This window comes from Tenacibaculum sp. Ill (genome assembly GCF_051938915.1).
GTDB classification, from domain to species: Bacteria; Bacteroidota; Bacteroidia; order Flavobacteriales; family Flavobacteriaceae; genus Polaribacter; species Polaribacter larymnensis.
The window spans coordinates 2,661,466-2,683,371 of sequence record NZ_JBPSCW010000002.1; the positions used below are offsets into that span (position 1 = coordinate 2,661,466).

General features: G+C 31.8%; 24 protein-coding genes. 12 read left to right on the forward strand and 12 right to left on the reverse strand.

Annotated elements, in window-relative coordinates; all coding sequences use genetic code 11:
* Positions 1-2 precede the first annotated feature (2 nt).
* The 3 genes from ACTPNM_RS12535 to ACTPNM_RS12545 form a co-directional block, all read right to left on the reverse strand.
* The gene (locus tag ACTPNM_RS12535; RefSeq protein ID WP_099216474.1) at positions 3-227 is read right to left on the reverse strand and encodes a hypothetical protein; all 225 of its coding nucleotides are present in this window, start codon (positions 225-227) and stop codon (positions 3-5) included.
* Positions 214-1,602 (reverse strand): MATE family efflux transporter, encoded by a 1,389-nt coding sequence (locus ACTPNM_RS12540; RefSeq protein WP_440122146.1) that lies wholly within the window; start codon positions 1,600-1,602, stop codon positions 214-216. Before ACTPNM_RS12540 ends, ACTPNM_RS12535 begins: the two co-directional genes overlap by 14 nt.
* 126 nt (positions 1,603-1,728) lie before the next feature.
* Positions 1,729-2,292: a fasciclin domain-containing protein gene (locus ACTPNM_RS12545; RefSeq protein ID WP_440122147.1), complete on the reverse strand. Its 564-nt coding sequence runs from the start codon at positions 2,290-2,292 to the stop codon at positions 1,729-1,731.
* 157 nt (positions 2,293-2,449) lie between these two features.
* Here ACTPNM_RS12545 and tpx point away from each other — a divergent pair, with 157 nt between their 5' ends.
* From tpx to ACTPNM_RS12580, 7 genes are all read left to right on the forward strand, one after another.
* Positions 2,450-2,947: a thiol peroxidase gene (gene tpx, locus ACTPNM_RS12550; protein WP_274640514.1), complete on the forward strand. Its 498-nt coding sequence runs from the start codon at positions 2,450-2,452 to the stop codon at positions 2,945-2,947.
* A gap of 6 nt (positions 2,948-2,953) precedes the next feature.
* On the forward strand, positions 2,954-3,334 hold the full coding sequence (locus ACTPNM_RS12555; RefSeq protein ID WP_124590778.1) for a diacylglycerol kinase family protein: 381 nt from the start codon (positions 2,954-2,956) through the stop codon (positions 3,332-3,334).
* A gap of 27 nt (positions 3,335-3,361) precedes the next feature.
* Positions 3,362-5,830, forward strand: a complete 2,469-nt coding sequence (locus ACTPNM_RS12560) for a DNA translocase FtsK (protein WP_440122149.1) — start codon at positions 3,362-3,364, stop codon at positions 5,828-5,830.
* 39 nt (positions 5,831-5,869) lie between these two features.
* On the forward strand, positions 5,870-6,523 hold the full coding sequence (locus tag ACTPNM_RS12565; protein ID WP_273693851.1) for a LolA family protein: 654 nt from the start codon (positions 5,870-5,872) through the stop codon (positions 6,521-6,523).
* 93 nt (positions 6,524-6,616) lie between these two features.
* A complete protein-coding gene (locus ACTPNM_RS12570; protein ID WP_440122150.1) occupies positions 6,617-8,089 on the forward strand; it encodes an LptF/LptG family permease in 1,473 nt (490 codons plus the stop codon).
* Positions 8,067-9,209, forward strand: a complete 1,143-nt coding sequence (ribB, locus tag ACTPNM_RS12575) for a 3,4-dihydroxy-2-butanone-4-phosphate synthase (protein ID WP_274640517.1) — start codon at positions 8,067-8,069, stop codon at positions 9,207-9,209. Before ACTPNM_RS12570 ends, ribB begins: the two co-directional genes overlap by 23 nt.
* A gap of 408 nt (positions 9,210-9,617) precedes the next feature.
* Entirely contained in the window at positions 9,618-9,926 is a 309-nt protein-coding gene (locus ACTPNM_RS12580; protein WP_440122151.1) for a hypothetical protein, read from the forward strand.
* A gap of 138 nt (positions 9,927-10,064) precedes the next feature.
* Here ACTPNM_RS12580 and ACTPNM_RS12585 read toward each other — a convergent pair whose 3' ends face one another.
* From ACTPNM_RS12585 to ACTPNM_RS12600, 4 genes are all read right to left on the reverse strand, one after another.
* Entirely contained in the window at positions 10,065-10,988 is a 924-nt protein-coding gene (locus tag ACTPNM_RS12585) for an AraC family transcriptional regulator (protein WP_274640519.1), read from the reverse strand.
* Entirely contained in the window at positions 10,963-11,508 is a 546-nt protein-coding gene (locus ACTPNM_RS12590; protein WP_440122152.1) for an alpha/beta hydrolase, read from the reverse strand. The genes ACTPNM_RS12585 and ACTPNM_RS12590 overlap by 26 nt, the downstream gene beginning before the upstream one ends.
* Positions 11,509-11,875: 367 nt before the next feature.
* Complete coding sequence (locus ACTPNM_RS12595; RefSeq protein ID WP_274640521.1) at positions 11,876-12,184, reverse strand: hypothetical protein; 309 nt, start codon at positions 12,182-12,184, stop codon at positions 11,876-11,878.
* Positions 12,171-13,484: an NAD(P)/FAD-dependent oxidoreductase gene (locus ACTPNM_RS12600; RefSeq protein WP_274640522.1), complete on the reverse strand. Its 1,314-nt coding sequence runs from the start codon at positions 13,482-13,484 to the stop codon at positions 12,171-12,173. Before ACTPNM_RS12600 ends, ACTPNM_RS12595 begins: the two co-directional genes overlap by 14 nt.
* A 114-nt stretch (positions 13,485-13,598) precedes the next feature.
* On the opposite strand from ACTPNM_RS12600, the gene ACTPNM_RS12605 reads away from it, so the two are divergent.
* Positions 13,599-14,033 (forward strand): DUF7738 domain-containing protein, encoded by a 435-nt coding sequence (locus ACTPNM_RS12605; RefSeq protein ID WP_440122153.1) that lies wholly within the window; start codon positions 13,599-13,601, stop codon positions 14,031-14,033.
* Here ACTPNM_RS12605 and ACTPNM_RS12610 read toward each other — a convergent pair.
* From ACTPNM_RS12610 to ACTPNM_RS12625, 4 genes are all read right to left on the reverse strand, one after another.
* Positions 14,028-14,555 (reverse strand): hypothetical protein, encoded by a 528-nt coding sequence (locus ACTPNM_RS12610; protein ID WP_440122154.1) that lies wholly within the window; start codon positions 14,553-14,555, stop codon positions 14,028-14,030. The genes ACTPNM_RS12605 and ACTPNM_RS12610 overlap by 6 nt on opposite strands.
* Positions 14,556-14,978 carry a secondary thiamine-phosphate synthase enzyme YjbQ gene (locus ACTPNM_RS12615; RefSeq protein WP_440122155.1) on the reverse strand — a complete coding sequence of 141 codons (423 nt, stop codon included), beginning with the start codon at positions 14,976-14,978 and terminating at the stop codon, positions 14,556-14,558.
* A 75-nt stretch (positions 14,979-15,053) separates the two neighbouring features.
* On the reverse strand, positions 15,054-16,961 hold the full coding sequence (dnaK, locus tag ACTPNM_RS12620) for a molecular chaperone DnaK (protein WP_440122156.1): 1,908 nt from the start codon (positions 16,959-16,961) through the stop codon (positions 15,054-15,056).
* 136 nt (positions 16,962-17,097) lie between these two features.
* On the reverse strand, positions 17,098-17,703 hold the full coding sequence (locus tag ACTPNM_RS12625; RefSeq protein ID WP_440122157.1) for an NUDIX hydrolase: 606 nt from the start codon (positions 17,701-17,703) through the stop codon (positions 17,098-17,100).
* Positions 17,704-17,710: 7 nt separating this feature from the next.
* On the opposite strand from ACTPNM_RS12625, the gene pyrE reads away from it, so the two are divergent.
* Both pyrE and ACTPNM_RS12635 read left to right on the forward strand, forming a co-directional pair.
* Positions 17,711-18,361 carry an orotate phosphoribosyltransferase gene (pyrE, locus tag ACTPNM_RS12630; RefSeq protein ID WP_274640533.1) on the forward strand — a complete coding sequence of 217 codons (651 nt, stop codon included), beginning with the start codon at positions 17,711-17,713 and terminating at the stop codon, positions 18,359-18,361.
* 10 nt (positions 18,362-18,371) lie between these two features.
* Entirely contained in the window at positions 18,372-18,761 is a 390-nt protein-coding gene (locus tag ACTPNM_RS12635; RefSeq protein WP_440122159.1) for an SRPBCC family protein, read from the forward strand.
* Here the strand turns inward: ACTPNM_RS12635 and ACTPNM_RS12640 are convergent.
* On the reverse strand, positions 18,756-19,493 hold the full coding sequence (locus ACTPNM_RS12640; protein ID WP_440122161.1) for a biotin--[acetyl-CoA-carboxylase] ligase: 738 nt from the start codon (positions 19,491-19,493) through the stop codon (positions 18,756-18,758). The genes ACTPNM_RS12635 and ACTPNM_RS12640 overlap by 6 nt on opposite strands.
* 86 nt (positions 19,494-19,579) lie before the next feature.
* Here ACTPNM_RS12640 and rsfS point away from each other — a divergent pair, with 86 nt between their 5' ends.
* Positions 19,580-19,948, forward strand: a complete 369-nt coding sequence (rsfS, locus tag ACTPNM_RS12645; protein WP_047789323.1) for a ribosome silencing factor — start codon at positions 19,580-19,582, stop codon at positions 19,946-19,948.
* Positions 19,949-19,973: 25 nt separating this feature from the next.
* A complete protein-coding gene (gene ftsH, locus ACTPNM_RS12650) occupies positions 19,974-21,899 on the forward strand; it encodes an ATP-dependent zinc metalloprotease FtsH (RefSeq protein WP_274640536.1) in 1,926 nt (641 codons plus the stop codon).
* Positions 21,900-21,906: the final 7 nt, after the last annotated feature.

Here is a 21,906-nt window from a genome sequence, read left to right on the forward strand (position 1 = left end):
TTTTATTCTAATCCTTCCATTTCAGCATCATAGAATAACCCTGCAGCCTCAATTAAACCCTCTAACTCATTAGCTAAATCTTGTTCGTTTTCGTTAGACAAGTCTTCAAACCACTCAATTTCATCATCTTTTAAATTAATTAAAAAACGAGGATACTCAGTATGTAAAACAAAAATATCTTCTGGGTGTTCGCTATTATCTGCTAATAAAAATTTAGGTAAGTTCATGGTGTTTTGTTTTAATAAGTTCAATAGTTAATTTGTTAAATCGTATAAACAGTAAAATTGATGCTGTAGTTAATCCTGCTAGTAAACCTAACCAAATACCAAAGCTTCCATACATTTCTTCTGAACCGAAGAAAAAACTAATAGGAAAACCTACTACCCAATACGATATAAAAGTAATTAATGTAGGTACTTTTACATCTTGTAAACCACGTAAAGCTCCTAACATTACAACTTGTATGCTATCACTAATTTGAAAAATTGCAGCCGCAATTAACAAATTTGCTGCTATAGCCATTACCTCCATGTTATCTGCATAATTCTCAGCATCGCTTAAATCAACATATAAATTTGGTAATGATTTGTGAAAAACAAAGAAAAAAGTAGCAAATATAACTGCCAGTATAGTTCCTAAGAAAAATATTGAAAATGCTATTCTTCGTAATTCTTTATAATTTTTTAATCCTTTTTGGTTTCCTACCCTAATCATAGAGGCAACACTTAATCCTGTTGCTACCATAAATGTCATAGAAGATAAATTCAACGCTATTTGGTTCGCTGCCTGCGGATTTTTCCCCAACAATCCACTTAACCAAATTGCTGCCGTAAAAATGGCTACTTCAAAAAACATTTGCATAGCACTTGGTGTACCTAAATTTATGATTTTTCTAATCATTAAAGTATCTAGCACAAAAAACTTGATATTAGTAACCAAACGTTTTGAACGTTCCTTTTTACTTAACAACCACCATAAATATACTACCATTACAAACCTTGATAGCAACGTTCCGTATGCAGCTCCCACGATACCTAATTGAGGAAAACCAAACTTACCGTAAATAAGTAAGTAATTCAGTAATACATTCAACACATTAGCTATCAATGTCGCATACATAGGGTAGCGTGTCATTGACATTCCATCACTAAACTGTTTAAATGCCTGAAAAATAATCATCGGAATTAATGAAAAAGCTACCAAGTCTAAGTATGGAATCGCCAACTCAACCACTTCTATAGGTTGCTTCATTAAATACATTAATGGTTTAGAAAAGAAAACTACTAAAAATAGCATAATCCCCATCATAGTACACAAGAAAAGTCCGTGCTTAAAAGTTGATTTTGCTTGTGTAAAATTATTAGAAGAATCTGCTTCGGCAATTAAGGGAGTTATTGCGGTAGAAAAACCAATACCTAACGACATAGCTATAAACATAAAGCTATTACCCAATGAAACCGCTGCTAACTCTGCAGTTCCTAATTGTCCTACCATTATATTATCTATAAAACTCACAAAAGTATGTCCCAACATCCCCAACATTACAGGAGCTGCAAGTTTTAAATTGTATTTAAATTCTGATGTATATTGCTTAATGTTCAATTTAGTACTCTTTTCAGCTTGCAAAAATACAACTGTTATCTAAAATAATACAGGGATATGACAAAATAAAAACCGCTTAAAAAAGCGGTTTTTATAACATCAAATAATTACAATTTACTCTAGTTTTTATGACTTTGGTAATAAAACGCTATTAATTACATGAATTACTCCATTAGATTGGTTTACATCTGTAATAGTAACCTTTGCCTTACCCCCACTTGCATCAGATATGTAAACATTTTTTCCTTTCATCCATGCTGTGATTTTACCTCCGCTAACAGTTTCTATAGAAGCCTTACCTCCTTTATCTTTTATTAACTTCACTAGTTCGTTTGCACTCCATTTACCAGCAACAACATGATACTTCAAAATGGTCTGTAACTTCATTTTGTTTTCTGGTTTTAATAACGATTCAACTACTCCTTCAGGAAGCTTATCAAAAGCCTTATTTACAGGAGCAAAAACTGTAAAAGGTCCTTTACTAGATAAAACATCTACCAAATCTGCTGCTTTTACAGCAGCCACTAATGTTGTATGATCTTTAGAATTTACAGCATTTTGCACAATGTTTTTTGATGGATACATTTCTGCACCTCCAACCATTTTTGTGTCTTCTTGTGCCGTAATACTATAGCTGGTAAATAAAGCGACTGCTAAAACGGTTACTTTTAAAAAGTTTAAGGTTTTCATAAATAATGATTTTTAAATTAATATTTCTATTTAATCATACCTACGAAAAAGATTGTCTCTTGGTTTTGCAAAAAATTAAATTCCTCAGGAAAACTTAGAATATTCTCATAAGTTATTTAATAATTCTTATTTTTGATTTTCCTAAAACACATATAAAATGGCTTCAATAACTCTAAAAGGTAACACAATAGAAACAATAGGTAACTTACCTAAAAATGGAACTAAAGCAATTGATTTTTCGTTAGTTGCTACTGATTTATCTGTAAAGAATTTAAGTGACTTTAGTGGTTCTAAATTAATTTTAAATATTTTTCCAAGTGTCGATACAGGTACTTGTGCTACATCTGTTAGAGAATTCAATAAAAAGGCCGCCAACTTAGAAAACACTAAAGTTTTATGTATTTCTAGAGACTTACCTTTTGCTCAAGGTCGTTTTTGTGGTGCTGAAGGCATTGAAAATGTAGTAATGCTATCTGATTTTGCTGCTGGTAGATTTGGTAAAGACTATGGATTAGAAATTGTTACAGGGCCTTTAGCTGGCTTACACTCTCGTTCTATTGTTATCATTGATGAAAATGGTAATGTAACCTATACAGAACAAGTAAATGAAACTGTAGATGAACCTAACTATGAAGCTGCATTAAAAGCTCTTTAAAAATATATGAAGAACCCGAATGACGGCTTTTTAAAAGGACGCATACGTAGTATTAAATTTGCAGTAAAAGGAATGTGGTTATTAATAACTACAGAAGATAGTATAAAAGCTCAACTTACATTTGCTTTAATTGCTACTATCTTCGGATTTTACTTTAATATATCTGCAACAGAATGGATGATTCAAACTTTGGCTATTGGTATTGTTTTAGTAGCAGAAGCTTTAAACACAGCTATTGAAAAAGTAGCTGATTTTATACATCCTGATTATCATAAAAAAATAGGCTTTATTAAAGATATTGCTGCTGGTGCTCCTGCATTTGCTGCCTTTATATCACTAATTATTGCTGGGATAATTTACCTTCCTAAAATAATAGCTATATTGTAGCGTTCAATTTATTTCTAACAAAAATACATGGCAAAAAAGAAGACAACTGTTCAAAAAAAACAGCCAAAAACATCTATCATAAAAAAGATTAAGACCTTTTTTTCAAACAGACAAAACCAAACTATTTTAGGTTTTTTTCTGTTATTGTTTTCTATATTTTTAACTGTTGCTTTTATTTCTTTTTTCTTCTCTTGGCAAGAAGACCAAAGCACACTAAGTCAATTTGCAGATAAAACTATCCCTACTAAAAACTTACTAGGAAAAATAGGTGCTAAACTAAGTAATTTCCTCGTATACAAAGGTTTTGGTTTAGGAGCTTTTATTATCCCTTTAACATTGTTTTTAACTGGTGCTAGAATTTTACTACAAACCAATTTAAAAAGAATTATCACCTCATGGAATTGGGCTATTTTAATCATGCTTTGGCTCGCTACAGCTCTTGGTTTTGTTGAAAAAAAGCATGCCCTTTTATCAGGAGTAATTGGTTTTGAATTAAATGAATATCTTCAAACTTTCTTAGGTAAAACAGGTCTGGCTATTTTACTCATTTTCTTTTTAGTTGCTTATTTAATCATCCGATTTAGTATTACTCCTGAAGCAATTAGCGAAAAAGTAAAAGTTAATAAAGAGAAAAAAGCTAATGCTGTAAAAAACAATCCAAAAGTTAACAGAGACGATTCTACTATTGTAAACGATACTGATGTTAACACCAATTCTGAAGTTTCTAAAACTGAAGAAGCTAAAAAAGATAAATCAGACTTTGAATTATCTCTAGAAAATTTACAACCAACTATTTCTAACTATTCTGGTGTTGAAGAAACTACTGATAATGAAAAAAATAAAGAGATTTCTTTAGACATCACCCAAAATAATGACCCTACAACAAATATATCAGAGGACAGCAAAAAAGAAGTAGAGGTTGCTATTGAAAAAATTGCAGAAGAAAAAAGTGTTACCGAAAACTTATCTGATCAATTACTCAAAGATTTTGGTGAATTTGATCCTACCTTAGAACTAGGTAACTTTAAGTTTCCTTCTTTTAACTTACTAAAAGAATACAACGAAAGTATTTCTGTTGACCCTACTGAGCTTGAAGCTAAGAAAAACCAAATTGTAGAAACTTTAAAAAACTACAAAATTGGTATTGCCCAAATAAAAGCTACTGTAGGACCAACCATTACCTTATATGAAATTGTTCCTGAAGCAGGAGTACGTATTTCTAAAATTAAAAACTTAGAAGACGATATTGCTCTATCGCTATCAGCTTTAGGAATCCGTATTATCGCTCCTATTCCTGGAAAAGGAACCATTGGTATTGAAGTACCTAATAAAAAAGCAACTATCGTATCTATGCATTCGGTAATTTCTTCAAAGAAATTCCAAGAATCACCAATGCAACTTCCTATTGCTTTAGGTAAAACTATTTCAAATGAAACCTTTGTTATCGATTTAGCCAAAATGCCTCACTTATTAATGGCTGGTGCTACTGGACAAGGTAAATCGGTAGGATTGAATGCTATTTTAACATCACTTCTATACAAAAAACACCCTGCTGAAGTAAAGTTTGTATTAGTTGATCCTAAGAAAGTAGAATTAACACTATTCAACAAAATAGAACGTCATTACTTAGCAAAATTACCAGATGATTCTGATGCTATTATCACTGATACCACTAAAGTAGTTAATACATTAAACTCTTTATGTATTGAAATGGACAACCGTTACGACTTGCTTAAAAATGCTATGGTTCGTAACATTAAAGAGTATAACGCTAAGTTTAAGGCTCGTAAACTAAACCCTGAAAACGGACACCGCTTTTTACCCTACATTGTTTTAGTAATTGATGAGTTTGCTGATTTAATTATGACTGCTGGTAAAGAAGTAGAAACTCCTATTGCACGTTTAGCACAATTAGCTCGTGCTATTGGTATTCATTTAATTGTAGCAACGCAGCGTCCATCTGTAAATGTAATTACAGGTATCATTAAAGCAAACTTCCCTTCTAGAATTGCTTTTAGAGTAACTTCAAAAATTGACTCTAGAACTATTTTAGATGCTCCTGGAGCAGACCAGTTAATTGGTCGAGGTGATTTATTATACTCTGGAGGAAATGATATTACCAGAATTCAGTGTGCTTTTGTAGACACACCTGAAGTAGAAAAAATTACTGATTTTATTGGCTCTCAACGTGCATACCCTGAGGCTTATTTACTTCCAGAGTATGTTGGAGAAGAAGGTGGCACAAATCTTGATGTTGATATCGCAGACAGAGATAAACTGTTTAAAGAAGCAGCTGAAGTTATTGTTACCGCGCAACAAGGTTCGGCATCGTTATTGCAACGTAAATTAAAGTTAGGCTACAACCGTGCTGGTAGATTGATAGATCAATTAGAAGCCGCGGGTATTGTAGGTCCTTTTGAAGGTAGTAAAGCACGACAAGTACTTGTACCTGATTTAATTGCCTTAGAGCAATTATTAGAGAGTGAAAAGAATTAATAATTATAAACTATTCCGAAAGTGGAAATAAGAAAGACGATGAAAAAAATAGGATTATTATTTATTGGATTATGTATTAGCATTAGTGCTATGGGACAAACAAATTCTTCTGATGCAAAAAAATTGCTTGACGAAGTTTCAAATAAAATGGGTACCTACAGAAATATGGTTATCGGTTTTAACTCTTCTTTAATAAATAAAGAAGCTGGTATTACCAATGACCCTCCTATTAGAGGTGAAATTACTTTATCTGGTGAAAAATATAACTTAGACTACCTTGGAAACACCTTTATTTTTGATGGAAAAAAGTTAGTTGTTATCAACCAAGACGAAAAAGAAGTTAGTATTAATAATGGTAACTTAGATGAAGAAGACGGTTTTATTTATCCTTCTAAATTATTAACTTTTTATAAAGAAGGTTATAATTACCAAATGGGAGCTTTAAAAAACAGTAATGGGCGTAAAGTTCAGTATATAGACCTTACTCCTATTGACAGTAACTCTGATATTGTTAAAGTTCAATTAGGTATTGATGCTAAAACAAAACACATTTACAAATTAACACAAATAGGATCTAACGGTGCTGAAACTACCTTTACTATTACTAAGTTTAAAAGTAACCAGCCTATATCTGCTCAACTTTTTTCTTTCGACAGAAATAAATACGCTAAGCAAGGATACTATATTGACTAAAAAATTATATAAAAGTTTTGTTACTGATTTACTTTAAAAATCATTAACAAAACTTTTGTGTTTATATTCCACTAACCTACTACCTTTGCATCTGTGAAAACATTAGACAGATATATATTAAAAAGCTTTATAGTTCCCTTTTTAGCAACCTTCTTTATCATTCTATTTGTACTGGTAATGCAAGCGTTATGGTTGGCTTTTGATAATTTTGCTGGTAAAGGTATTGGTATTGGTATTATTTTAAAATTCTTGTGGTATACAACACTTCTTGTAGCTCCTCAAGCCTTACCTATTGGTGTCCTACTGTCTTCTATTATGACACTTGGTAGTTTATCTGAAAATTACGAATTCGCTGCAGCAAAATCTGCTGGAGTTTCGTTACAACGAATGGTTCGCCCAATTGTTTTCTTAGCTATATTTTTAAGTGGTATTAATTTTCTATTTCTAAATTATGTTTACCCGTATGCAATGCTTAAGCAATTAAATATGAAGGTTAACATTAAGAAAAAACAACCTGCCATTGCTTTAGTTGCTGGAAGCTTTAATACAGAGCTACCTAACTTCCAAATAAAGTTTAAAGAAAAATACGGAGAAGAAGACAATCTTTTAAAAGAGGTAATGATTTATGATTTGTCTTCTAAAAAAGGAAATAACAAAATTATTACTGCAAAAAGCGGTGAAATACTTTCAGAAGAAGGTAGTCGTTATATGACTTTAGTCTTGAAAGACGGTTATTACTTTGAGCATCACTTAAAAAATGGAGCTTCGTTTAAGGAGCGAGAAAAAATGCCTGCTTCGTACGCCGATTTTGAAAAGTACACCATTAATATTGATATTTCTTCTTTTAGTAATGATGATTTAGAAGAAGAAAAATATAAAACAAACTACAACATGTTAAGTTTGGCTCAGCTAAAAGATACTTTGCCAACATTGAAACAAAATTACGATGCTTTTGTTAAAAGTAGAGCCAAAAATCTATTTTTGAGTATTGATGTGGAGGATTTACATCAGTATCCTGATTCACTAATAAACAAAGACCTTTCATTAGATATTCTTGAAAACTTTGAGTTAAAAGAGAAACGAAGTATTCTCTCTGTAGCCACTTCTAAATTAGAGCGTACTATAAACAACAATAAGTCTAACAAAGACACTTTAAAAAACAAACGTAAGTATTTAAACTTATATGATATTGAGTTTTACAATCGTGTAGCCTTTTCACTTTCTTGCTTATTACTCTTCTTTATTGGTGCTCCTTTAGGTTCTATTATTAGAAAAGGTGGAATGGGGTTGCCTATGATTTTAGCAATCGCAGTTTACGTTTTATACTTTTTCTCTAATACTTTTGGAAGAAACTTAGCAGAAGAAAGTTCACTTACAGCCATTACTGGCTCTTGGCTAAGTGTATTTTTAATGCTACCTTTGGCTATAACTTTAACTGTTAGAGCTACTAAAGACAAAGGACTATTTGACATTAATGGTTTTTTTGCTCCAATACGAAACTCTGTAAAAAACTTATTCTCTAAAAAGAGAAAACCACAACATAATGACAACACAAACTCCAACTAACATTCAATTAAATACAATTGAAGAAGCTATAGAAGACATTAAAAACGGTAAAGTTATTATCGTAGTTGATGATGAAGATCGTGAAAATGAAGGTGATTTTTTAGCAGCTGCTGAAAAAATTACTCCTGAAATGATCAACTTTATGGCAACACATGGTCGTGGATTAATTTGTACCCCTCTTACTGAAACTCGCTGTAAAGAATTAGAGCTAGGAATGATGGTTAGTAACAATACCGACCCAATGGAAACTGCTTTTACCGTATCCGTAGACTTACGTGGAAATGGTGTTACTACTGGTATTTCTGCTTCAGATAGAGCTAAAACTGTGCAAGCATTAATAAACCCAGACACTAAACCTTTTGATTTAGCTAGACCAGGACATATTTTCCCTTTAAAAGCTAAAAATGGAGGTGTATTACGTAGAACTGGGCATACTGAAGCTGCCATTGATTTTGCTCGTCTAGCTGGTTTAGAACCTGCTGGCGTTATCGTTGAGATTATGAATGAAGACGGTACTATGGCTCGCCTTCCTCAACTAATGAAAGTTGCTAAAAAGTTTGACTTAAAAATTGTTTCTATTGAAGACCTAGTGGCTTATAGAATGGAACACGATTCTTTAATTGAAAAGAAAGAAGACTTTAATATTCAAACTCGTTTTGGTGATTTCCGTTTACGAGCTTACCAACAAACTACCAATAACCAAGTGCATATTGCTTTGACTAAAGGTACATGGAGTAAAAACGAACCTATTTTAACTCGTGTAAACTCTACTTTGGTAAACAATGATATATTAGGAACCTTAACTAACAACGCTGATAAAAAGCTTGACCAAATGTTTAAGGTTATTAATGATGAAGGTAGAGGTGCTATTTTGTTTATTAATCAACAAATGCAAGCATTGAACTTATTAAATAGACTTCGTATTTTAAAAGAAAATCAAGCTAAAGGAGAAATGAAAGCTCCTAATGTAGTTATGGACAACAAAGATTTTGGTATTGGTGCACAAATTTTGCACGATTTACACATTCACAAACTACGTTTAGTTTCTAACACCAAACAAACCAAACGTGTAGGTATGATTGGTTACGGACTAGAAATTGTTGATTACGTAAATTACTAATCAAAAAATAATATAAAACAAAAATCCCGAGTTAATAAACTCGGGATTTTTGTTTTATATAACTATCGGTAATTACAGTCTTCTTTTTCAATCTTACTAATTAACTAACATTTTTCTACAACAAATAGTTTGTTTGAAAACACATCTTTTAGGCAGTGAATATTACTCTCCTTACTATGGAAGTGTCACTCCCCTTATGCTGGAAAAGACACCCCAATTAGGCTTGGTGTATCATTTCCATTATCCTTGGGGTATAACCCCAATAATAATTAAATATCTTTTATGTTTATTTTTTTTATATTTGACGCTATAAAAGTTGCTATAAATTCCTTCCTATTTATTATTAAAGAATATAATAGTAATTTTTTATTATGCTCATATGTTAGTTGTATACATTGAGAATTAAAAGTGAAAAGAAAATTTGATCAAAACAAAAATATGTTAGAAATATTAGCAATAGTTTTTTTAGGTAAAAAAATAGCTGAATTGGCAGAAGAAAAAGGAGAAAATCCTAAAAAGTGGAGAGGTATAATGATTGGCTCTTGGTTTGGGGCAGAAATTTTGGGAATTGTAATATTTGCCTCTACAGTAGGAATAAGTGATGACACTATTTTTCCTGCTGCAATTACAGGTCTAGCTTGTGGGTTAGCTAGCTATTTTATTGTTAGAAGCATGCTATCTTCAAAGCCAAACACTTCTCTAAAAGAATTATCATAAGGAACAGCTGTAATAACTTACTCTGCACATAACCTTAATCGTTAGCTCACTAGATAGTATTATCTTATAAAATTTAAATATTGCATAGTATCCTAAGGGGTTCTATGCAATATACACCTATAGTATTACGATAACTTTCTACTCCACAGGAATACAGAAATCTACAATACATTTCCCTTCTGGATGTTCATTAGGGTTATTGTAAAAAATCTCATACGGATCTTGATCTGCTTTTTTGAAACCATGTTCACTCATCCACACAAAACTACTTTCCCATGCTTGTTGAAATTCCGACGGAGTAATTTCTAAACGAGATACTATACATTTTGCTTCGGGGATTTCTTTTACACTCACTTCTCCTTCAGTTTTTACCTCTGAATTTAAAGTTAAACAAACACTCATTCTTATTTTGTCTTCATCAGTAATTTTTGGACTGTCGTGATATACCGTTAACATTCTTAAATTTTCCTGCTGCATTAACCCTTTAGGATAAGCCCATTGCATCAATTTATTGTAGGTATTACCAACCGCTTCCATTTTTCCTAGATGTGTCAGATAGGCAACTTTTAAAGTTGGCATTTTTTTTACTTCGGTTTTAGCTTTCATTTGCATCCATGTTAAGTTTTTATCTATGTTACAAATGTATTGTTCAAACTGTGTTTCTATTTCTCCATTCTTGCTTTCAGTTTTACAAATCTTGCTATATTTTAGTGAACTTTCTTTTTTAAAATCGGCAGGACTTATTCCGTAAAACTTTTTAAAAGCCCTTGAAAATGATGACAAAGTTGCAAAACCTACTATTTCGGATACTTCTGTAACCGTTTTATTCTTTTTATTTAGTAAAAAAGAAGCTGCCTTTTCTACTCTCTTTCTAGTAATAAAATCATTAACCGTTTCTTTAGTTACGGCTTTAAAAAGTCTATGAAAATGATATGGAGAGAAATATGCTTTTTCTGCTATTTCTTCTAAAATAAGTTTTTTTTCTAAATTTTCTTCAATAAAATCAATAGCATTACTTATGCGTACAGCTGTTTTATTAGGTATTTTTTGATGTGGGTTCATAACTACTTTTTATTAGTAAACATAACCATTTAGCAAACTCTTCTTCCTTATACATTTCATGTACTTTCTCCGGAATTATACTATAATCTACCTTCATTTTTTCAAACCAATTATTATTTGGCTTGTAGTTATCTTCTTCTCCAAAATAAAGTATTGCTTCGGCTTTCGGTTTTTCTGTTTCATAACGTAATCTTGTGGATGAAATAGCATAAAGTTTTTCAATATCTAAACCTTTTAAACAGGCTTTCCAAGCTATAGTTCCTCCTATACTGAAAGCTAACACAGTAAATCGTTCTTGTTCTACCTCTACTAAGTTTTTAACTGCTCTCTCAAGTCCTCCATTTACAAAAAAGTTATGTCGTTCTTTTTCTAATAAGCTTTTCTCAGGTATCTCTGCTAGTTCACAACTACTATAAAAGGTAACTTGAAAGTCTTCTGACAATTTATCCACATACATAGCAACCCAACTAGCATCTGTAACTCCCCAAAGGTCTGATAAAATTATTAATTGATGTTTCATGTGCTACTACTATCCTTTTTTTGCAAAACGAAAAATACAAAGCCTCCAGCAAAATATAAAACAACATCTAATACATCGGCTGTATACCTTGTATAATATTTAGGTAAAACAAACTCAAATAGCACTGAATATATTACACATATATAAAGTACTACTCCTAAAGAAATTTGAAAGCTCTTATCATTTCTGCTCCATTGTAAAATAAAGAGACATACTGTTAATACAATAGGTATTATTAAAAAGTCGTTTACATAATTATTAATGGTAGAGGGAAGTTTTACACTTAACTTTTGCGCAACATAGATAATGCTTCCTATAACTATTGAAACTATAAAGTAATATGTAAGTATTTTTTTTTGCACGTTACCTACCCTGCTGCTACCATAGCTACAAACCATGCTATTAAAGCGCCAATAGCACTTACTAATAAATATGCTGAATACAAAATCCATCCAGCAACTCGATACAACCAAAATGGATTCCTTTTTAATCGTTCTGCTAAATTGGGATTTTCAATTTCATGTTTTGCCTTCTTAAGCTCTTCTTCTTTATATGCTGTAACTTTTTGTTCTTGTTTTTTTTCAAAAGAAATTAATGTGTTACAGTTTTTACAGTAATCCCTATTCTTATTAAAAACTCCACAGTTTGGACACTTAACATTTCTAGTGATTGCCATTTTCTTGTTCTTTAAAACTATACTTGTTTTTCTTTTTGTAAGGACGGATGATAAGCCTTGTTTCTCTATCAAAACGTACATAGTTATATACCCAATTCATAAATACCACTGCTTTATTTCTAAATCCGATAAGTGAAAACAAATGCACAAACATCCAGATAAACCAAGCAAAAACTCCTTGAAATTTCCAACTAGATAAATCTACTACTGCTTTATTTCTTCCAATAGTTGCCATTGACCCCTTGTTATTGTACACAAATGGTTTTTGCTTTTTACTTTTTAGTTTTGCTAAAATATTTTTTCCTAGCAACCTACCTTGCTGAATAGCTGGTTGTGCCATCATTGGATGCCCTTTTTCATAATCCTTAGTTTTCATACATGCTACATCTCCAATAGCATGTATATTATCATATCCAATTACTTTATTATATTCATCTACCTTAAATCGATTGGCTCTTTCAACTATACACTCTTTATTTAAACCATTTACAGCAGCTCCTTTTACTCCCGCAGCCCAAATAACTGTTTGTGCTTTAAAATGATCGTCACCATTAGTAGTTACAGTCTCTCCATCGTAATCCAATACACGAAGATCTTTCCATACATCTACCCCAAGTTTTATTAAAAAGTCTTCTGCTTTTTCTGAAGCTTTATTACTCATTCCTTTTAATAACTCTCCTGAACTTTGAATAAGGTTAATTTTCATCTGTCGGATATCCAAATCAGGATAATCTTTAGGTAAAATACCCTTTTTCATTTCAGCCAAAGCTCCAGCTAACTCTACTCCTGTTGGTCCACCACCAACAATAACAAAATTCATTAACGCTCTTCGTTTTTCTAAATCGGTAACCAATAGTGCTTCTTCAAAGTTTTCTAACACCAAACTACGAATATTTAATGCTTGTGGAACCGATTTCATTTCCATTGCATACCGTTGAATGTTAGTATTACCAAAGAAATTAGTTGTTGATCCTGTAGCTATAATCAACTCATCATACTCTAAGTCTCCTATTGTAGTTTCTATATAGTTTTTCTCTGCATTTATTTGAGTAACTTTTGCTAACCTGAAGAAAAAATTTTCTACATCGTTAAATCTTTTTCTTAAAGGAAATGCTATACTATCAGGTTCTAACCCACCTGTTGCTACTTGATATAATAAAGGCTGAAAAGTATGGTAATTATGTTTATCTATTAAAACTACCTGTAACTCTTGGTTTTCTAAAGCTCTTGCGGCTGCCAATCCTGCAAACCCTCCTCCTATAATTATTATTCGAGGAAAACTCGTTTGAGGTATGTTCATTATTTATTAGGGTTTTATATCTAAAAAGCAAATTTAACTAAAAGAGAAAGGAGTTAGTTAAAATTTATTTTTTAGTTTTACGTTCAACCCCCGTTAATCAAATCAAGAACTGTCATGTTTAATTTTTTTAAGAAAAAAAAAGTAAAAAACTTAACTATAGTGTGCGATACAGACGTTATACACATTAATAGTAAACCTCTTACATTCCCCACTAATTACGATGCTTTAATTGAAGTTTTAGGCAAACCAAGTAGAGAATTAAAGAAAAGTAATGATTATATTATTTGGGATACACATGGTATTTTTTGTGGTTATACAGAAAGAGATAATATTTTATCTATAAATATTTATCAGAATAAAGAAGATAGAAGTGAGTACAACACCAAAAAACAGTTTAAAGGAAGGCTTTTTTTAAATAATGAAGAAATTACTAATAATGAGTTTGGTAAAATTCCATTAGGAAAAGTTGCAATTCATAGACTAGGCAGGGAAAGCGACACTCGTTTTGGATTTAGTCTTGGCGTTAATAGAGATTATAAAGACTTATAATTCTAACTTTATTTGCTGTAGAGTTTTGTTTGTTGTTACCAGTTTATTGATTATTTTTTTTCTCAAAACATCAATATCTTCTTCATAATAGCGCGCCCATTTGTACTCTTTAAATAAGGTTTGAACTTGCTTTAGACGTTGATGTACTAATTCTGAATTCATTAAAAAGTAGTTGTCTTCTAAACCTTCTTGAACTCTTTTTATACTTGCTTTTGCTTTTGTATAGTCTACCTCTAAATAGAATACTTTATCGATACTGTTTAATGGGTAAAAGCTTGACCAATTTGCATACCCAACATAATATTGCTGATTTTTATAATTATCTATTCCTTGAATTTTCCATCTGCAATTGGCAACTCTACCCCAATGGTTAGAATAACGAAAAACTCCATCTTCTGTATAATAGTAATAACTCCCTGATTTACTTTGAAAGTGTGCTTTCATATCATCAAAAAAATTGATTCTTTGCATTTCAAACTCACAATAAGTACTTCTGTAAAAATTGAATTTATGGTACTTCATTTAATTTCCAAAAGCTGTTAGTACTATTTTTCTTCTTCCTCCATAATTTCTGTGCTCTCCTAAATACACTCCTTGCCAAGTTCCTAAATTGAGCTTGCCATTGGTTATTGGAATTTGTACCTGACATCCTAACATAGAACTTTTAATGTGCGCAGGCATATCATCCGCTCCTTCATAGTCATGTTTATAGTACGGCATATTTTCTGGAACCATTTTATTTATATGCGACTCAAAATCCATTCGTACAGTTGGATCAGCATTTTCATTAATGGTTAAACTTGCAGATGTGTGCTTAATAAATGCCTGAAACTGCCCTATTTTAATTTTATTAAGTTCTGGTAGTGCTTCTAATAGAACATCTGTAATCAAGTGATAGCCTCTATCAAACACTGGTAATTGAATTTCTTTTTGGTAAAACTGCATAATACAAAAATAAAAAAAGCCATTGAACGTATTCAATGGCTTTTCGCTTTATTTTAGTTTGAAATAAACTTCAAGTTATTTTACTTCTTCGAAGTCTACATCTTCTACATTATCTCCTCCTTCAGCTGAAGCTCCTGCATCTGCGCCACCTTGTGCACCAGCTCCGTTAGCTTGTGCATCTTGTTGTGCTTTATACATTTCTTCAGAAGCTACTTTCCAAGCTTCATTAATCTTTTCCATTGCTGCATCAATTGCATCAAGATCTTTAGATTCGTGTGCTTTCTTTAACTCTTCTAAAGCAGCTTCGATTGGTTCTTTTTTATCAGCTGATAATTTATCTCCAAATTCTTTTAATTGCTTTTCTGTTTGGAAGATCATAGAGTCTGCTCCATTTACTTTTTCAGCAGTTTCTTTTGCTTTCTTATCAGCATCAGCATTTGCTTCTGCTTCTTGCTTCATCTTTTGAATTTCTTCATCAGATAACCCTGAAGAAGCTTCAATACGGATATCTTGTGATTTACCAGTTGCTTTATCTACTGCAGACACTTTGATGATTCCGTTTGCATCAATATCAAAAGTTACTTCAATTTGAGGAACTCCTCTTTGTGCTGGTGGAATATCAGTTAATTGGAAACGACCAATTGTTTTGTTATCTGCCGCCATTGCTCTTTCACCTTGTAATACGTGAATATCTACCGATGGTTGATTATCTACTGCTGTAGAGAACACTTGTGACTTTTTAGTTGGAATGGTTGTATTTGCTTCGATTAACTTTGTAAATACATTACCCATAGTTTCAATTCCTAATGATAAAGGTGTTACGTCTAATAATAATACGTCTTTTACATCACCTGTTAACACTCCTCCTTGAATTGCTGCTCCTAATGATACAACCTCGTCTGGGTTTACACCTTTACTTGGCGCTTTTCCAAAGAACTTTTCAACCGCTTCTTGAATTGCAGGAATACGAGTTGAACCACCTACTAAAATTACTTCATCAATATCAGATGTTGATAAATCAGCATTTTTTAATGCTGTTTGACATGGATTTATAGTTCTTTTTACTAAATCATCAATTAATTGCTCAAACTTAGCTCTACTTAACGTTCTTACCAAGTGTTTTGGCCCACTAGCTGTAGCTGTAATATATGGTAAGTTTATTTCTGTAGAAGTTGTACTTGATAATTCAATCTTAGCTTTTTCAGCAGCTTCTTTTAAACGTTGTAATGCCATAGGATCTTTACGTAAATCCATGTTTTCTTCAGCATTAAACTCATCTGCTAACCAGTTAATGATTTTTTCATCTACATCATCACCTCCTAAGTGCGTATCTCCATCAGTAGCTAATACTTCAAATACTCCGTCTCCTAATTCTAGGATAGAAACATCATGTGTACCTCCACCAAAGTCAAATACTACGATCTTCTTATCTTCACTTGCTTTATCTAATCCATAAGCTAATGCTGCTGCAGTAGGTTCGTTGATGATACGACGAACTTTTAATCCAGCAATCTCTCCTGCTTCTTTAGTAGCTTGACGTTGCGCATCATTAAAGTATGCTGGCACTGTAATTACAGCTTCAGAAACTCCCTGACCTAAATAGTCTTCAGCAGTTTTTTTCATTTTCTGTAATATCATTGCAGAAATTTCTTGAGGCGTATACATACGATCATCAATCTTTACTCTTGGTGTATCGTTGTCTCCTTTTACAACATCGTAAGGAACTCTATCTGCTTCTTTTTGAGACTCAGAATATTTGTTTCCCATAAAACGTTTAATAGAATAAACTGTTTTAGTTGGGTTAGTTACTGCTTGACGCTTTGCAGGATCACCTACTTTACGCTCACCTCCTTCAACAAACGCTACAATAGAAGGAGTTGTTCTTTTTCCTTCAGCATTTGGAATTACTACCGGCTCATTTCCTTCCATTACAGACACACATGAGTTCGTAGTACCTAAATCTATACCTATAATTTTACTCATAATCTTTATTTATCTTTTTTAAAGTTTTAAATTCAATTTTACGAGTAGTATTAGTCAAAGTGTATGCCATTGGTTTTTTGCTTGTATTTTGACAGAAAAAAGTATAAAACAAGTCATTTTTTATGACAGAGTGTCATTAATCGACATTGTTTAAATAAGATTCGTACACCATTATTATATTAGCAAATGTATTCTGAAACGCTTTTTCTCTTTCTTTTTCATCTTTAAACTCAACTTTAGTTATACCTTCTTCTAATTGAGGTGTTAAATCTCCTTCATAGCTAGAAAACATTAAATACCAATGGGTTTGTTTTAATCGATATTCATTTTGTTGCATGAATAAATGATAGGTAATAAGTAGCTTTTGGTTAATTATTAGTTTTTCTATACCACATTCTTCTTCTACTTCTCTTATCGCTGCTTCCTCTAAATTTTCTCCTTCTTCAACGCGTCCTTTAGGTAAATCCCATTTATTTCCTCTGTAAATAAATAGTATTTTTTTGCTTTTATTTAGAACTAATCCTCCAGCTGCTGTAATTACCTTAAACTTAACTTTAAAATCTAACCAATCTTCTGATAAGTTATTAGAATAGATATAAACACCTTTTAACTTACCCACTTTTAACTTGTAAATAAGTTCTTCAATAATTGTATTTTTGTAGATATAAACTGGAAAACCTTCTTCATTTTTAAGTGAAGTTGTAAAGATTATTGGTTTATCATTAACAAAAACTTTATACATTTGCGCTATGGATTTTAACAAAGATACAGCAAAAAAAACTGCCGAGCTTCTTTTGCAAATTAAGGCTATAAAATTAAGTCCCAAAGAACCTTTTACATGGGCTTCTGGCTGGAAATCACCTATTTATTGTGATAACAGAATTACATTATCGTACCCTCCTGTTAGAAATTTTTTAAAACAAGAAATTGCTAAACTAGTAGAAGAAAAACATGGTAAACCTGATGTAATTGCAGGAGTTGCTACTGGTGCTATAGCAATTGGTATATTAGTTGCGCAAGAGCTAGGTGTGCCTTTTGTTTATGTTAGACCTGAACCTAAAAAACATGGTAGACAAAACCAAATTGAAGGCCATATAGAAAGTGGACAAAATGTTGTAGTAATTGAGGATTTAATTAGTACTGGTAAAAGTAGTTTAAATGCCGTGAAAGCATTGAAAGAAGCACATGCCAATGTAAAAGGAATGATTGCTATTTTTTCTTACGGTTTTAATATAGCTACAGAGAATTTTAAAAATGATAAAGTAGAACTTACTACTTTAAGTAATTATGAACATTTATTAGAGCAAGCTTTAGATAGTAAGTATATTACTAGTGAAGAACTTCGAACTTTAGAAGATTGGAGAATTGCTCCTAGTGAATGGAATAAAAACGATAAATAACAGCACAATAATGAATATAGAAGGAAATACAGTTACTGTAAAAAAATCGTCTAAAGATTTATTTGAATTTCTAACCAAATTAGAAAATTTTGAACAACTAATGCCTGAAAACACTCAAAAATTTGAAGTTGATGGTGATAGTTTTATTTTTGGTTTAAAAGGTATGCCAGAAATTCGTTTAATAATGAAAGAAAAAACTGAGTATTCTAATGTTACTTTAGGTGCCGCAAGTAGCAAATTACCTTTTACATTAGCTGCTGACATTACTGATATTAGTGATAATGAAAGCCAAGTTACTTTAAAGTTTAATGGTGAATTTAATGCAATGATGGCAATGATGGTAAAAGCTCCATTAACGAAGTTTATTGGAACTCTAACTGAAAATTTAGAAAAGTTATAAAGTAGCAAACGAAACCTCTTTCAAACCAAACTCTTGAATTGTTTCGTTTTCTAATTCTATTTGGAGGCTTCCACTTTTTGAAACTCCAATAATTTTACCCATAAATAAAATGTTCTGACTGTTTTTAAACATTGTTGGAACATTTTTTTTGTATAAAAACTTTAAGTAAGCTTCTTCTAATAATTCATATTCTTTTTTTTCTAAAAGCCTAAAGTAACCTTCTAGCTTCCTCAAAATACTTCCTAACAATATATCCAAATCAATTTTTTTTCCTAAGATATTTTTTACAGAAGAAGCATTCGGTAAGTTTTTAGAAAATGAATCTTGATTTACATTTATTCCAATTCCTATTACAGACGACACTATTTTACTACCTTTTAAGGTGTTTTCAATTAATATGCCTCCAAGTTTTTTATTTCCTGACAGAATGTCGTTAGGCCATTTTATTGCCAAGTTTGGTAACCCCAACTCCTTTAAAGCCTCAAAAACACTTAACGAAACACTAAAGTTTAAATACTTATGCTTTTCAATATCTAAGTCTGTAAACCTAGAAAACACACTAAAAGTGAGGTTTTTCCCCTCTTCAACAACCCATTCAGAATTCATTTGTCCTCTACCCTTAGTTTGGGTTTTAGCAACTACAACTGTAAAATCATCAGCTACCACTTTTGACACCATATTCTTCAAAAAGGTGTTGGTAGAGTCGATGGCATTAAATTTGATTATTTTCATGTAGATTTAGCTTGTAAAACAAGTATCAATATTACATAAATTACTCGCAAAAAAATAATAACTTTGCTAAAACTTAATTTTTTTTAATGACAATAAAACAAACAAACACAGACGATCTTTTAGCTGTGATTATTAAAGGGATTGATGATGTAAAAGGAGAAGATATCCAATTACTAGATTTAAGGGAGATAGAAAACACTGTTTGTGATTATTTTGTAGTTTGTTCTGCTAACTCGAACACACAAGTTAATGCCATTTCGGGCTCTGTACAAAAAATAGTAAGTAAAGAACTAAAAGATAAACCTTGGCATATTGAAGGACAAGGAAACTCAGAATGGGTTCTTATGGATTACGTAAACGTTGTTGTACACATCTTTCAAAAACAAGTTCGTGAATTTTACGACATTGAAAGTCTTTGGGGTGATGCTAAAATTACAGAAATCAACCCAGCATAATTGCTAACATTTTATACACCTTTTTATGAGTGATAATAAAAAAAACGCGCCAAAATTTAGTTTCAGCTCATTTTGGCTATACATACCAATAATAGTTATCTTACTAGGGTTAAGCTTTTTTAACTCTGGAAACTTAGGTTCTCGTAATATTACAAAAAACGAGTTCACTAAAATTCTTCAAGCAAACGACATTAATGAAATCGTTGTAGAAAACAATAATGTTGCACAAATTTTCTTAAAGCCTGAAGCTTTAAAAAAAGAAGAACATAAAAAATTAGCAGATTCTCCTTTTTATAGAAAAGGGTCACCTCTTTACACATATAACTTTGGTGATTTACAAAACTTTGAAAACGAAATCAACAAGGAAAAAGAAGAAAAGAACCTAGATTTTGACAAAGTGAATGTAGAAAGAACTAGTATGATGGATACCATCATTAGCTTCCTTCCTTTTATTTTATTAATTGTTATTTGGCTTTTCTTCATGAGAAGAATGTCTGGAGCTGCTGGAGGTGGTGGTGCTGGAGGTCAAATTTTTAACATTGGTAAATCTAAAGCTAAACTTTTTGACGAAAATACTAAGGTTAAAACTACCTTTAAAAATGTAGCTGGTTTAGAAGGTGCTAAAGAAGAAGTTCAAGAAATTGTTGACTTCTTAAAAAGTCCAGAAAAATATACCAAATTAGGTGGTAAAATACCTAAAGGAGCTTTATTAGTAGGACCTCCTGGTACTGGTAAAACTTTATTAGCAAAAGCTGTTGCTGGTGAAGCTGGTGTGCCTTTCTTCTCTTTATCTGGTTCAGATTTTGTTGAAATGTTTGTTGGAGTTGGTGCTTCTCGTGTACGTGACTTGTTTAAACAGGCACAACAAAAATCTCCTTCTATCATTTTTATTGATGAAATTGACGCTATTGGACGTGCTAGAGGTAAAAATAGTATGACTGGTGGTAATGATGAACGTGAGAACACATTAAACCAATTATTAACAGAAATGGATGGTTTTGGTACTGATACTAATGTTATTGTATTAGCTGCAACCAACCGTGCTGATGTATTAGATAAAGCTTTGATGCGTGCTGGTCGTTTTGATCGTCAAATCTATGTTGACTTACCTGATTTACATGAACGTAGAGAAATTTTTGAAGTTCATATTAAACCTTTAAAATTAGCTGCTAATGCCGATTTAGAATTCTTAGCACAACAAACACCAGGTTTTTCTGGTGCAGATATTGCTAACTTATGTAACGAAGCTGCCTTAATCGCTGCCAGAAAAGGTAAAGATGCTATAGAACATCAAGATTTCTTAGATGCTGTTGATAGAATTGTGGGTGGATTAGAAAAGAAAAATAAAGTGATTACTCCTAAAGAAAAGAAAGTAATTGCTTTTCATGAAGCAGGTCACGCAACTGTTAGTTGGATGTTGGAGCATGCTGCTCCTTTAGTTAAAGTAACTATTGTTCCTCGTGGTCAATCCTTAGGAGCCGCTTGGTATCTTCCTGAGGAAAGGAAAATTGTTCAAACAGAACAAATGCTTGATGAAATGTGTGCTACTATGGGAGGTAGAGCTGCTGAGAAGTTAATTTTCAATAAAATTTCAACTGGAGCGTTAAGTGATTTAGAAAAGGTTACTAAACAGGCTCGAGCTATGGTTACTGTTTATGGTTTAAATGACAAAGTAGGTAATGTTACGTATTACGATTCATCAGGTAATGATGCCTTTGTGAAACCTTATAGTGATGCCACTGCTAAAAAGATTGATGAAGAAATTTCTGAAATAATAGAAACTCAATACAAAAGAGCTATTGAAATACTTGACCAAAACAGAGATAAGTTAACAGAACTTGCTGATTTATTACTGGAAAAAGAAGTTATCTTTAAAGATGATTTAATAAAAATCTTTGGAGACAGACCTTTTGGAAAGGAAGAGAAACCTCAAATTACAACAGAAGAATAGTTTTATT